This window comes from Acinetobacter sp. CWB-B33, from assembly GCF_039655955.1.
GTDB classification, from domain to species: Bacteria; Pseudomonadota; Gammaproteobacteria; order Pseudomonadales; family Moraxellaceae; genus Acinetobacter; species Acinetobacter bouvetii.
In genome coordinates this window covers 213282-225767 of the sequence record NZ_JAGFEU010000002.1, presented here as the reverse complement: position 1 = coordinate 225767, position 12486 = coordinate 213282, and the positions used below count along the sequence as shown (strand labels likewise).

Here is a 12486-nt window from a genome sequence, read left to right as displayed (position 1 = left end):
TTTTCATGTTAAGCTTGTTATTAAACGAATAATCATCCAAAAGAATAGCATGCCAGAACTTTCTCCTCCTCAAGTAAACCGTAAACTGGAAATTCACCTGTGGTGGTTCACCGCACTGATGATCGCTGTCAATGTCGGCCTATTTGCGTGGCAAGTGCTGCATGGCATGGATATCAGCAGCCCAAGCACCGCTGATGCTATCCGCTGGGGTGCTGATTATGCGCCTTTAAGTTTTTTAGCGGAACCCATTCGCCTCATCAGCAGCATGTTTTTTCACTTTGGCCTGATTCATCTGATGCTGAATATGTGGGCGCTGTATATTTTCGGCAGCATTGCTGAACAGATGCTCGGGCGCGTGTATTTTATCGGACTGTACTTTTTAGCCGGCATCAGCGGCTCTCTGCTGAGCGGCTACGTCTCTATTCAAGACAGCTATGAACTCATCCGCCTAGGCGTAGCCAACCGCGAATTATTACCAAGTGTCGGCGCCGGCGCTTCTGGCGCAGTGATGGGGATTGGCGCCGCACTCACGGTACTGTCTCTGTTCCCGGTCTTGCCGCAGCAGCGTTTCCTGCTGGATAAAAAGACCTTAGTCAGCGTCATGGCCATCAACTTAGCCATGGGCTTTATGATCAGCGGCATCAACAATGCCGCCCATATCGGCGGCATGCTGATGGGGGCATTTCTGGCAGGTACATGGTATTTGGGACAGAAAATTCAGCGCAGCGCTGCGGTGAATTGCTGCAGCCTCTTGATCGGCGCAGCGCTGTGCTGGATCATATATCAGCACTGCCTGTCTCTGGTGGTCTATATCAAACCGCTTTGGCAAGAGCTGGTGCTGATGATGAACAGCGCTATCCGCTAGGCCAAGCGCCGGTACTGCAAAACAGCTGAGATGAATTACTGATTCATCTCGCGCAGGCTCTGCAAAGGCGGAATCTCCGTCAGGTAACTCAGGCGGTAACGCCCAATCATCGCGCAAAGCAGTGTCATCAGCACAGGTAAAATCAGCCAGATTTCCCAATGCGGCTGTATCGCCAGTTCCATACGGTAGCTGGCAATAGCGCTGATCACTTCTGCAAACAGGCAGGAAACAACACCTGCAATCAAGCCCATAAAGCCAATTTCCAGACTCAGCATGCGTTTCAGCCTGTGCTTAGAACTGCCGAATGAACGCAGCAGCGCCACTTCGCGCTTGCGTTCATCCATCAGTAAATTCAGGCAGGCAACCAGTACTAAAATGCCGGACAGCGCAACCAAAACAGCCAATATCGTAATGATTTGCACCAGCAGGCTGACCACACGCTTCACCTCATCCAAAATTAAGGTCACATCAATAAATACGGTGCTGGAAAACTGCTGAATCAGCTGAATCAGCTGCGGTTTTTCGGCTTCAGGCACATAGAAGCTGCCCAGATAACTGCCAGCATTTTCATCCATGCTCTTCGGAGAAAAAATAAAGAAGAAATTGGGACTGAAGCTTTCCCACTCCACGCTGCGCAAGTTCACGACTTTGGCCTGCAGCAGGCCCTCAGGCAAACTGAAGGTCAGGCGGTCCCCAATTTTAATGCCCAGTTCTTCCGCGGTTTTGGCTTCAACCGAAACTTCATTTGCATGGCCGAATTTGGCTGCGCCGCTGACCGTTTTATTATCGGCAGGAAATTCAGAAGCTTGCGTTAAATTCAATTCACGGCGCAGGGAGTTATTGTTTTTCACCAGCTCATCGGCAAAAGGCTGATCATTTTTGGCGACCAGCCGTCCGCGGATGTTCGGATACAGCGGCGTGCCTTTCCAGCCATGCGCTTGCAGCTGCTGCTGAAAGGCCGGCATGTCCATGGGCGGCAAGCCGTAGACAAACTGGTTGGGCGTGCCTGTAGGCAATTGCTGCTGCCAGCGCTCCAGCAAGTCTGTGCGCAATACAGCCAATACCGTAATTAAGCTCAAACCCAGCGCCAGAGCTGTAATTTGAAATGCGGTTTGATACGGCGTGCGCACATAGGCAGAAATGCCGATCTTTAAGTTTCGGATGAACTTCAGCACAGCCCAAATGAAAGCATACAGTACTGTGCATAAAACCATAATGGCGCCAATCACCCATGCCGTCAGCATCAGATTCTCAGTCAGCACAGCGCTGAACAGCACCAAACTGGCAGTGCCTGCCAGCAGCATCCACAGCATCGACTGCACCGACTTTTCCTGCTGACGGATTACCCGTATCGGCGGTGTGTGCAGCAATTGCCACAGGCTAGGCATGACAAAGCCCAGCAGCACCGCAGCGCTGGTCAGCATCGCAATCGGCAAAGGCCCCAGCAGCAGATCCAGCGCGGAGAATGCAATATTCAATTGCGGAATCAACTGCAGCATCAGCTGCAGCAAGCCGTAGCCCAAGGCAATGCCGGCAGCGCTGCCCAAAATGACCGCCAGCCCAAACACCAATGCCAGCAATGACAAATAGGCCCAAAGAATCTGCTGTTTGGATGCGCCCATGCAGCGCATAAGCGCAATGCAGTCTTGATTCTGCTGTACATAGCGCTGGCTGGTTAAAGCAATGGCAATCCCGCACAGCAAAATGGTTAAGATATTCGCCAGCTGCAAAAAAGTATCCAAATTGGCAATCGGCTTCATCAAACGAGTATTGCTTTCACTGGCATTTCTCAGGCGCAGGCTGCTGTGTTCATCTGCAGATTGATTTTCAGCATTTGCAGCGTTCTGCTGATCGCCTTCCCCTTCTTTTTTGACGGGGCGGAGCTGCTTGAACCGCTGTTCAAATTGCTGCGTCTGCTTTGCATCGCCAGCCAGAAGCAGGCGGTATTCAATCCGGCTGCCCGTCTGCACGGCATTGGTTTTTGCCACATCTTGCCGTGAAATAATCACAGTCGGCGAAAACCCGCTGAAGCCCAGCTCCTGATTGGAATCATGGGCAATTTGAGCAGTCACCTTGAATGTGCCGTCTGCAATCTGCACCGCATCTCCTATTTTGAGATGAAGCAAATCCATTGCCCGCTGGCTCAGCCAGATTTCCCCCGGCTGAATGGCTTTCGCCGCAGGCCTGACACGCAGCTCGCCCCTTAAGGGAAAACCGGGGTCAATGGCTTTTACATTGACCATGACAAACTGATCTGCTGTATGCGCCATGGCGCCGAACATGGTGACTTCGGACTGCCGCAGCTGCTGCTGGGATGCTAAGTCCTTCCAAGACTGGTCAATCGGCTCATTGTCTGAAAGCACTAAATCTCCAGCCAGCATTTCTGCCGCCTGCAGCGCCACAGCCTGCTGCACCTGTTCATTGCTGAACTTCAAGGCTGTCGTGGCGCTGATTGCTAAAGTCAGCGCGATCAGCAGCAGATAGCCTCCTGTGCTTCTAAAACTTTGCGTCAATAAAGGACGAAATAAAGCATTCATTTCATCCTCCCTGCCTGTGCTCAATCAGCTGTCCATCCGCCAATTCATAATGCCGCTGACACTGGGCTGCCAGTTGCGGATCGTGCGTCACTAAAATTAAAGTCGTCCCCAATTCACGGTTCAGCTGGAACAGGAGCCGTTCAATTTCTTTAGCGGTCGCGCCATCCAGATTGCCTGTGGGTTCATCGGCAAAAATAATTGCCGGTTCGCTGACCAGCGCGCGGGCAATAGCGACCCGCTGCTGTTCGCCGCCAGACAATACTTTCGGAGTTTGCATGGCTTGGCGCGCCAGCCCCACTTTAGTGAGCAATGCATGCGCCTTTTTCTCGGCGGCCGCATAGTGAAAGTGTGGATGCAGGCGCAGCGGCAGCATGACATTTTCCAGCGCCGTCAAATGCGGCAGCAATTGAAAAGACTGAAAAACGAAGCCAATATGCTTCAAGCGCACGGCGGCGCGCTGTTCTTCATCTAACTGTTCGATGGCTTCTCCGCAGACCTTAAGATGTCCTGCACTGGCCTGATCCAGCGTGGCCAAAATGCCCAGCAGCGTTGACTTGCCTGAACCCGAACGGCCGGTAATCGCCACCTGTTCCCCGGCAAAAATTTCTAAATTGATCTGCTCAAAAATGCACAGTTCTTGAGAACCCAGCTGTATCTTTTGTGTCAATTGCTGTGCAGAAATTATCGCTTGTGGCAAGATGGATGGGTCAGTCGGAATTTGGCTCATATCTTTCCTATCTTCAGGGTTATATGCAGGATCTTATGCACAGTCTTATGCAAAATCGCTATCTTAAAAATCAGGTGCTACCGTATTTAGCTATCCTCGGCTTCAGCCTATTTCCCATGCTGGCCTGCGCCAAAACCATTCTAATTGTCGGCGACAGCTTAAGCGCCGGATATGGCATGCAGCCGCAGCAAGGCTGGGTGTACCTGCTGCAAAAACGCTTAGACCAACAGTATCCGAAAGCGCATAAAGTGGTCAATGCAAGTGTGAGCGGAGAAACCACCAGCGGCGCTTTGGCGCGGCTGCCCAAACTGCTGCAAATGCATGCGCCGCACGTGGTGGTGATTGAGCTGGGCGGCAATGACGGCCTGCGCGGGCAGCCGCCGCAGATGATTCAGAAAAACTTGGCGCAGCTGATTCAAAAAAGCCAGCAGGCCAAAGCTGAAGTGATTTTATTGGGCATGAAAATTCCGCCTAATTACGGAACAGCCTACAGCAAAGCTTTTGAGAACAGCTACAAAACCGTCAGCCAGCAATACAAAGTGAAGCTGCTGCCGTTCTTTTTAGCAGGTGTCGCAGGCAAAAAGGATTTGATTCAAAGTGATCAGATTCACCCCAATGCCAAAGCGCAGCCGATGCTGCTGAAGAATGCCTATCCCTATATCGTCGGCGCGCTCTAAAAACACACAAAAAAGGCGCTGATCAACAGCGCCTTTGAATGCATTGCATCATTTTGACTTTGACTTAGAAATCGTAGAAAGTTACTTCGCCGGTTTCCAATGAATACTCAGCGCCAACCACTTTCAGTTTGCCTTGGGCAATTAAGTTCTCCAGCACGGCAGAACCGTGACGCAGCTGATTAACGGATGCAAATACATTCGAACGCACCGCATGCATCGATAATTTACCTAAATCATCTTTCAATTCCGTTTGCAGCAGAATTTCAACCGACGGGCGCACACGGTTCACAATAGACATCAGGTTTGCTGATGGCGGTGCTTTAGGGTTCATCAATGCTTCAATCGTTGAGTGAATTGCGCCGCAATGCGTATGGCCTAAAACAATCACCACAGGACAGCTGAAACTTTCCGCTGCAAATTCCACACTGCCGACTTGCGAGGGCGCAACAATATTGCCAGCCACGCGAATCACAAATAAATCGCCCAAACCTTGGTCAAATACCATTTCGGCAGGAACACGCGAGTCTGAACAGCCCAATACAATGGCAAACGGTTCTTGGCTTTCCGCCATTTCTGCGCGCTGCTGATGCGTCAAAAGCTTAAGATGCTGCGTTTGACCATTTACAAAACGTTCATTCCCTTTTTTTAAACGATCTAAAGCTTCTTCTGCTGTTAGCATGGTCTTCCACCCTGATTTTAAGTTGGATTATTTTAATCCCCTGTCTGGTGAATGTCACTTGCAAAAACAGCTGAGAATCGGCTTTTCTTCACGCATATTTTCACAGGATCAATTTTGCAGCTGCGCTATGTTTTTTTCTGCATTCCGCTGCCCATCGCAGGATATTTTGGGAATAAATAGGAAGAAAATGCCAATCCGAAATATTTTGATCTAATTTTTTCGGTCATTTTCAAGACACAGTTCACATTTTATTCAAGCTCAATTAACTCCGTCAAAAAGCTGCGCGTGACAATCACAACATTTAAACTACAATTATCTTCATAAATAATTCAATTAAGCGAATGTGCTCATTCAGTTAATTTTTAAATAAATGAAAGAACAAATTCCTGCTGTTTTTTAGGGGTAACATCAGTCAATGAAGGGACTACATTCGACTTTCGGCCGGGTATTGAAATGTGCAAGCCTTTGCGGCCTGTTCATATTTTCTCAGCCCAGCTTTGCCGCCGGCAATCACCCAGCGGCAACCGCTCAGCCCGCAATTTTGCAAAACTATTTAGTGCAGGAACGCAAAGCCGCCGGCCTCAGCTCAAAAACAGTGCAGATCGGCAATATTACATGGAGCTATAATGAAGGCGGCTCCCGCGCCAACCCCTCCATTTTGCTGATTCATGGGCTGGCTGGAAACCGAGACAACTGGAGTCGCGTGGCGCACTATCTGACGCCCTATTATCATGTCATCATTCCCGATTTGCCCACCAATGGCGATACGAAAGTTCCTGAAAATTTTGACATCTCCATTCCAAACGTCACTGAGCAGCTGCGCCAGTTTGTTGAAAAAATTGATATAGAAGATCGCCTGAATGTTGCTGGACATTCACTGGGCGGTTCGATTGCGACGGTTTATGCTGCGCAGTATCCATTTGATACGCAAAGCTTATTTCTGCTGAACAGCGCCGGCATTTATAAGCATGCGCTGACGCCTTATACGCAGAATCCATCCTCCTTAAAGCAGCTGATTGTATCCAAGCCGGGTGATTTTGACGGCGTGATGCACCAGCTGATGCAAAATCCGCCTGCTGTGCCTTTTAAGCTCAAGCAAGCGCAAGAACAGCAGCTGATTGCCCAAGCGGAGCAAACTCAGAAAATGATTGATCAGGTGGTCACTTTAAACCGGATTTATACCCCAGACAGCTTTGCCCGCTTAACCAAGTCAGTCGAAGCGCCAACGCTGATTCTATGGGGCAGGCAGGATAAAATTATTAATGTTGAAGCGGCAAATGAATTAAAAACATTATTGAAACGCGCTGAAGCACCTGTCATCCTTAACAATGTGGGCCATGTACCCATTATTGAAGCGGAGCAGGCCGTTGCAGACCATTACTTGCCATTCCTTGCAAAAAGCCAGAAGTTTAAAAATCCACTGATGGATAAACTTATTCCTTTAAACTAATTCACCCGGTTTTAAATAGACTGGGGATTCAGGGACAGCATGCAGCAGAATCCAATGATTGAGCAATTGATCGAAGCTCATCTTAATTTTTTAGACCAGACCTTTGCTGAATCTGGCACTGTCCAATCTGAGTTTTTAAATTTTTATCACTGGTTCAGAAAGCAGCCCTTGCAGCAGCTGTGGTCTTTTGAACAAATCCACAGCCTGATTGAAAAGCAAATTTTAGACACGCCTGCCAGCGGTTTTCTGATAGAACAAATTGCAGAACACATTAAATTCGCGCTGATTCACCCGATCAATGAAACCACGCAGATTGCGGATGTTATTCCGGTACTGACCATTGATAAAATTGCGCAATATGTGGCCAGCAAAAGCGGCCACCGCCAGCGCCTGATTAAGACCATGGTCAACAGCCCGGCTTTTTCCGCCATGATCAGCCAGCTGATTCAGCACTCCATTCAGGATTACTTGGACAATTCGGCTATCGCAAAAAGCGTCCCGGGCGTGTCGCGTTTTATGAAAATGGGCAAGTCAGTTTTGGAAAATGTCACCGATACCAATTTAGATGATGCTGTCGGCAAATACCTGCAGAAGAATATTCTTAAACTCAGCCAAATGAGTGAAACTGTCCTCAATCAGCACTTTGACGATCATAAGCTGTACCATTTTCAGGCCAATTTGTGGCATAAAATTAAAGCCATGCCGGTATCTGTGCTGAAAAACTATATTGAAGTGCCAGATTTGCCGCAAACGGTTGGCATGGGTGCAGAGATTTGGGACTTTATCCGTCAAAGCGGATATCTAAAGCAGCAAGTGCATGACGGCGTCTATGCGTGGTATATCCGAAATGCAGAGCGTCCTTTTGATTTATTGCTGCGGGATTTAAACATTGATGAGGCGCTGATGGAGACAGAGCTGCAAGGCTTACTCAACCCTGTCATTCAGCAGATGATCCATTCCGAATATTTGCGTGAGCGCGCCCGCGTCTATTTAGCTCAGTTTTATTATTCTGAAGAAGCGCAAGCGATTTTAAAGCCTTAAATTCAATGTTAAAAAAGCCGCTTAACGCGGCTTTTTTTTATGTGGGGGATTAGAATTTGATGTTCATGCCTACGGTATATCTTCGGCCATCCAGCACAATATCGTATTCGCTATTGGTAATTTCTTTATTGGCAATATTATAAACACCCGCTGTCAGACTGAGTTTTTCACTTGCTTTAAAAACAGCGCCTGCATCAAAAGTGCCATACGCCGGCGTGCCGCTGCCCATCGAAGTACGGCTTAAATAATCGCTGGTTTTACCGCGATAGTTATAATCCATCCACGTATTCCATGTATCTGAAACATCATAATCCAGCCCCATGTTCAGCATATGCTTTGGCATTTTATTTAAAGCTTGCCCCTTAAACTCACCGCTTTTCTGCTCAGATTTTGTATAGGTATAGCTGGTGCTCGCGCGTAAGTTATAAAGCAAGTCATAGTCTAATGCGAATTCAACGCCTTTCATTTCGGCATCAGAAACGTTCATCATTTGGCTGACAAATCGGTATGGGTTGCCATTTGCTGAACATTTCCAGTCCTGAACAGGAGAACTATTGGTTGTCCCAGGGGTTTCACACAAGCGGTTTTCTACAATTTTGTCTTTAAAATCTGATTTAAAGACCATCAGACTGCTGGTTAAGCCCAGTTCAGGATCTGAAAAATTAAAGCCTAACTCATAGCTGGTGCTTTTTTCTGGAGACAAATCAGGATTGCCAATAATCACCCCACTGCCTTTGCCTGTGCGGCTGCCAAAACCTTCAGAAATTTGGCTAATGGCCGGCTGCTTATAGCCTGTGCTCACACCGCCTTTTAAAGTTAAAACGTCGGTTAAGTGATACACACCGTAAATTCGCGGAGTAACTTCTCCGCCAAAGTACTCATCTTTATTGAATCGGGCGCCCAGCGTTAAAGCAAAATCATCCGTGATGTTCCATTCATTTTCTGCATATAAAGCAAATAGCCAGCGGTCCAATGTGGTCAGGCCCGTTACGCTGGCTAAACCATTTGTCGTATCGGTAATTTTTTCTGTTTGATATTGACCGCCCAACGTTAAAGTATGATCGCCCAAGAAGAATGTCCCTTGCGTATTGAATACTTTCAACTCTTCCTGCTTTTGATCACTGACCGCGCCGCTATACACTTTCTTGGTTGTTTCATCCTGATAGTATGAATCAACCGTAAAATGATCGTAATTTGCTTTATGCGTTAAGGTATACAGCTCTTTTTCATTTTCATTGGTTGATGCTTGGCTTGCAATACCCACGCTTTTGCCTAAGGTTGTTGTGTACTGCTGGTTTGTAAAATCATAACGCAAGCCAATATCATGGTGCTCATTCACATTCCACACCAATTCCGTGCCTAACTTTCTGACTTTCTTTTCAGATTCGCTTGAACCCGACTTTTGCCCTTCCCCGCCAACATAATCACTTTCGTCATTGCCCTGGAAATTACCGTCCAAGCTTAAAGATAATTTATCTTTAATCAGTGGGCCTGCAGCATAAAAACCAACACCATAACTGTCATTGGCATAGTCATTATTCGATTTTGTATATTCAGGAGAAATGCTGCCATGCCAATTGCTGGATGAGGCTTTCTTCGTAATGATGTTAATGACACCGCCCATGGCATCCGAACCATACAGGGATGACATTGGGCCACGGACCACTTCTATGCGCTCAATCATGTCAATTGGCGGTAAATAGGCACCGATTTTACCGCCGTCTGTGCCATTGCCATTCACTGTTCTGCCCACACTGACAGGACGTCCATTGACCAGATACTTGGTATAACTTGCCCCCATACCGCGAATCGTGATTTCTTTATTATTCCCGCCGCCTTGCACTGATACGCCCGGCATGTTTTTCACTGCATCAATCACGTCGGTATATGATTTTTTTTGTAATTCTTCACCAGTAATAACCGAAATTGAAGCAGGCGCATCTGCAATATTCTGTTCAAAGCCGCCCGCAGTTGTCACCACAATGGTTTCTAATTTTGTCACATCGTCCTGCACCATTTGCCCTTCTGCATGAACGGCTGCACTCATTGCTGACATCACGGCAAAAGCCAAAGCGGATTGTAAAAACGGCTTATTCATATACGTATACCCACAAAAAATAATGGAGAAATAAAGTAAATTTGCGGGCAATATTAACAAAATAGAAACATAATGCAATTAATATTGATAATTATTATCATTTCTAATATTAATTTTGTGTAAAAAACAGCCTCAAACTTGAGGCTATTTTTATTTATTCAAACGGCTTATTTAAAATAAGCGCCTTCCGTATTGCTGTGATCCGTTTGATCTACAACACGCGCAAGTTCAGGTACATGCTGCTTCAGCGTAGTTTCTACACCCTGCTTTAAAGTCAGGTCAATGGATGAACAGCCTTGGCAGCCGCCGCCGAATTTAAGCACAGCGGTTAATCCGTGCTCGGCATCTTCAACCACTTCAACCAATGCGCAGTTGCCGCCATGCCCTGCAAGGCCCGGATTAATTTCAGACTGAAGCACATAAGTAATGCGCTCTTCTACTGATGCATCAGGGCCGACACGCGGCACTTTAGAGTTTGGCGCACGGAAAGTTAATTGCCCGCCAAAACGGTCTTTGTTGTAATCAATCACGGCATCCAGCAAATAAGGAATGGATGGCGCATCGACAAAGGCAGGGAAATCAGGATAATCCTGCTTATAATCTGTCGGCACAACTTCTTCAGGCGCACTGTAAGCCATGCAACATTCAGCACGAGGCGTACCCGGATTTTCCACAAATACACGCACACCAATACCCGGCGTGTTTTGTTTATCCAAAAGATCCTTCAAATACTCTTGAGCAGTTGGCGTGATCAATAGGTTTGGAATTTCTTCAGCAACTGCTGTGCTGTTGTTCTCAGTCGACATGACAATATTTCCTCAAGCTGAAGCGGCTATTTTAGCTTAAGATGCGGTTTATTACGAAAAAATCAACCAAAATTGTCGGAATTATATTGAAAGCTAACGCTTATCGGGCATTTAGTGGCATTATGATCAGCAAATATTGATCAATAGACCGCCAATTTATGCTGGATTTACATTTAAACCATACCGTCACTATAATTATTATTACGGTCATTGTTTCTTTTATGGCATTCCAAAATCAGAACCTCATGAACCGGCTGATTTTTTGGCCGCCAGCCATGCAGCGCGGGCAATACGACCGCTTTATCACGCACGGCTTTGTGCATGCGGACGGCGCGCATCTGCTGTTCAATATGATTACGCTGTTCTTTTTCGGCAGCATTATCGAGTCCTTTTACCGCCAGTATTTTTTTGATTTAGGCTTCGTGCTGTTTTATCTGGGCGGGCTGATCGCCGCAATTATTCCGAGCTATTTGCAGCATAAAAATGATGCGCGCTGGGCAAGCTTGGGCGCGTCTGGCGCAGTTTCTGCAGTACTGTTTGCCTACATTCTCTTTGAACCGTGGAAACTGATTTTCGTCTTCTTTATTCCAGTCCCCGCGATTATTTTTGCAGTGCTGTACGTGGCTTACAGCGTTTGGTCCGGCAAGCGCGGCAATTCCAATATCAACCACAGCGCGCATTTATGGGGCGCAGCCTATGGCGTGATTATGACCATTATTATTGAGCCTCGCCTGCTGCCGCACTTCCTGAACAAGTTAATGCAGATCCCTTTTTAAAACATTTCAATAATCAAGATCTGCCCTAAAAAAGAATTCCGCTGTATGCGGAATTCTTTTTTTATTTTGAAAATTTCGGTTTTGATCAGTTTCAATAGCTCTGATTATCCATCAATATTTTCAACAAGCTGGCCATTCGCAAAATGCCAGTTCCGCTGATAGGCGGACACAAATTTAGCGATGAAAATGGGCGCACGGTCTATGGCGGAGCGTTCTTTAAAATGGCCTTGAGCTTTTGCCCAGTCATAGCAGCTTTCATTCAATGGATACTCAATTAAAATACCGCTCAAATAATTTCTTTTTATCCAAAATTCAGCCTGACGGTAACTGGAAAACACAGCCGATGCCAAACCTGATTTTTGCCCATTAAAGACATAGACTTGATTAGATTTATTCATAAAGCCACCCTGCTCTTCTTGTTTTTCTGCTTAAATCATAAATGTGACTCAAGTCACATTTCAATTATTTTTTATTGAATATGTCAGATAATTGTAAGCAGGTGTAGTTTTAAACAAATTGCAGGCCATTCAGACATTCCGCTGCAAATTTCATCTGGATCTTCACCAAAATCCGCTTATCATAAAAAGTGACCAGAATAAAAAAGGAAATTTCATATGAAAAAAACAGCTTTAATGTTCGGCATGATTCTGTGCAGCCTATTATCAGCCTGCGCAGTTCATACACGGGAAGGCAGTATTGTTGTCGATCCAGACCGCGGCTATCACCCGCATGGCCATGGCTAGTTCTGCCCGCCCGGCCAAGCTAAAAAAGGACACTGCTGAACACAGCTCAACTATAAAAAAAGCCTTCAAGCTGAAGGCTTTTAAAGT

General features: G+C 46.7%; 12 protein-coding genes. 6 read left to right on the top strand and 6 right to left on the bottom strand.

The window, feature by feature from the left end; translation table 11 throughout:
- Nucleotides 1–49: 49 nt before the first annotated feature.
- Nucleotides 50–865: a rhomboid family intramembrane serine protease gene (locus JZ784_RS07380; RefSeq protein WP_346314399.1), complete on the top strand. Its 816-nt coding sequence runs from the start codon at nt 50–52 to the stop codon at nt 863–865.
- 35 nt (nt 866–900) lie between these two features.
- Here the strand turns inward: JZ784_RS07380 and JZ784_RS07375 are convergent, their stop codons facing one another.
- Nucleotides 901–3402, bottom strand: coding sequence for an FtsX-like permease family protein (locus JZ784_RS07375; RefSeq protein ID WP_346314398.1), 2502 nt, complete (start codon nt 3400–3402; stop codon nt 901–903).
- A gap of 1 nt (nt 3403) precedes the next feature.
- Nucleotides 3404–4129: an ABC transporter ATP-binding protein gene (locus JZ784_RS07370; RefSeq protein ID WP_346314397.1), complete on the bottom strand. Its 726-nt coding sequence runs from the start codon at nt 4127–4129 to the stop codon at nt 3404–3406.
- Nucleotides 4130–4176: 47 nt separating this feature from the next.
- Here JZ784_RS07370 and JZ784_RS07365 point away from each other — a divergent pair, with 47 nt between their 5' ends.
- A complete protein-coding gene (locus JZ784_RS07365) occupies nt 4177–4806 on the top strand; it encodes an arylesterase (protein WP_346314396.1) in 630 nt (209 codons plus the stop codon).
- A 64-nt stretch (nt 4807–4870) separates the two neighbouring features.
- On the opposite strand, the gene JZ784_RS07360 is transcribed toward JZ784_RS07365, so the two are convergent.
- A complete protein-coding gene (locus JZ784_RS07360; RefSeq protein WP_005008184.1) occupies nt 4871–5485 on the bottom strand; it encodes a carbonic anhydrase in 615 nt (204 codons plus the stop codon).
- Nucleotides 5486–5900: 415 nt separating this feature from the next.
- Between JZ784_RS07360 and JZ784_RS07355 the strand changes: the two genes are divergently transcribed.
- A complete protein-coding gene (locus tag JZ784_RS07355; protein ID WP_131276003.1) occupies nt 5901–6935 on the top strand; it encodes an alpha/beta hydrolase in 1035 nt (344 codons plus the stop codon).
- Nucleotides 6936–6974: 39 nt separating this feature from the next.
- Nucleotides 6975–7976, top strand: a complete 1002-nt coding sequence (locus JZ784_RS07350) for a hypothetical protein (RefSeq protein ID WP_346314395.1) — start codon at nt 6975–6977, stop codon at nt 7974–7976.
- 49 nt (nt 7977–8025) lie between these two features.
- Here the strand turns inward: JZ784_RS07350 and JZ784_RS07345 are convergent, their stop codons facing one another.
- Both JZ784_RS07345 and nfuA read right to left on the bottom strand, forming a co-directional pair.
- Entirely contained in the window at nt 8026–10074 is a 2049-nt protein-coding gene (locus JZ784_RS07345) for a TonB-dependent receptor (RefSeq protein WP_346314394.1), read from the bottom strand.
- A 167-nt stretch (nt 10075–10241) separates the two neighbouring features.
- Complete coding sequence (nfuA, locus tag JZ784_RS07340) at nt 10242–10880, bottom strand: Fe-S biogenesis protein NfuA (protein WP_005008176.1); 639 nt, start codon at nt 10878–10880, stop codon at nt 10242–10244.
- 158 nt (nt 10881–11038) lie between these two features.
- On the opposite strand from nfuA, the gene JZ784_RS07335 reads away from it, so the two are divergent.
- Nucleotides 11039–11656: a rhomboid family intramembrane serine protease gene (locus tag JZ784_RS07335; protein WP_130144171.1), complete on the top strand. Its 618-nt coding sequence runs from the start codon at nt 11039–11041 to the stop codon at nt 11654–11656.
- Between the two features lie 104 nt (nt 11657–11760).
- On the opposite strand, the gene JZ784_RS07330 is transcribed toward JZ784_RS07335, so the two are convergent.
- A complete protein-coding gene (locus tag JZ784_RS07330) occupies nt 11761–12054 on the bottom strand; it encodes a hypothetical protein (protein ID WP_005008173.1) in 294 nt (97 codons plus the stop codon).
- A 234-nt stretch (nt 12055–12288) separates the two neighbouring features.
- On the opposite strand from JZ784_RS07330, the gene JZ784_RS07325 reads away from it, so the two are divergent.
- Nucleotides 12289–12399, top strand: coding sequence for a hypothetical protein (locus tag JZ784_RS07325; protein ID WP_346314679.1), 111 nt, complete (start codon nt 12289–12291; stop codon nt 12397–12399).
- The last annotated feature ends 87 nt before the right edge of the window (nt 12400–12486 follow it).

What these genes read in the sequence shown, in the direction of transcription:
- JZ784_RS07380 (WP_346314399.1), top strand. Translation starts at nt 50, where the DNA reads ATGCCAGAACTTTCTCCTCCTCAAGTAAACCGTAAACTGGAAATTCAC.
- JZ784_RS07375 (WP_346314398.1), bottom strand. Translation starts at nt 3,402, where the DNA reads ATGAATGCTTTATTTCGTCCTTTATTGACGCAAAGTTTTAGAAGCACA.
- JZ784_RS07370 (WP_346314397.1), bottom strand. Translation starts at nt 4,129, where the DNA reads ATGAGCCAAATTCCGACTGACCCATCCATCTTGCCACAAGCGATAATT.
- JZ784_RS07365 (WP_346314396.1), top strand. Translation starts at nt 4,177, where the DNA reads ATGCAAAATCGCTATCTTAAAAATCAGGTGCTACCGTATTTAGCTATC.
- JZ784_RS07360 (WP_005008184.1), bottom strand. Translation starts at nt 5,485, where the DNA reads ATGCTAACAGCAGAAGAAGCTTTAGATCGTTTAAAAAAAGGGAATGAA.
- JZ784_RS07355 (WP_131276003.1), top strand. Translation starts at nt 5,901, where the DNA reads ATGAAGGGACTACATTCGACTTTCGGCCGGGTATTGAAATGTGCAAGC.
- JZ784_RS07350 (WP_346314395.1), top strand. Translation starts at nt 6,975, where the DNA reads ATGCAGCAGAATCCAATGATTGAGCAATTGATCGAAGCTCATCTTAAT.
- JZ784_RS07345 (WP_346314394.1), bottom strand. Translation starts at nt 10,074, where the DNA reads ATGAATAAGCCGTTTTTACAATCCGCTTTGGCTTTTGCCGTGATGTCA.
- nfuA (WP_005008176.1), bottom strand. Translation starts at nt 10,880, where the DNA reads ATGTCGACTGAGAACAACAGCACAGCAGTTGCTGAAGAAATTCCAAAC.
- JZ784_RS07335 (WP_130144171.1), top strand. Translation starts at nt 11,039, where the DNA reads ATGCTGGATTTACATTTAAACCATACCGTCACTATAATTATTATTACG.
- JZ784_RS07330 (WP_005008173.1), bottom strand. Translation starts at nt 12,054, where the DNA reads ATGAATAAATCTAATCAAGTCTATGTCTTTAATGGGCAAAAATCAGGT.
- JZ784_RS07325 (WP_346314679.1), top strand. Translation starts at nt 12,289, where the DNA reads ATGTTCGGCATGATTCTGTGCAGCCTATTATCAGCCTGCGCAGTTCAT.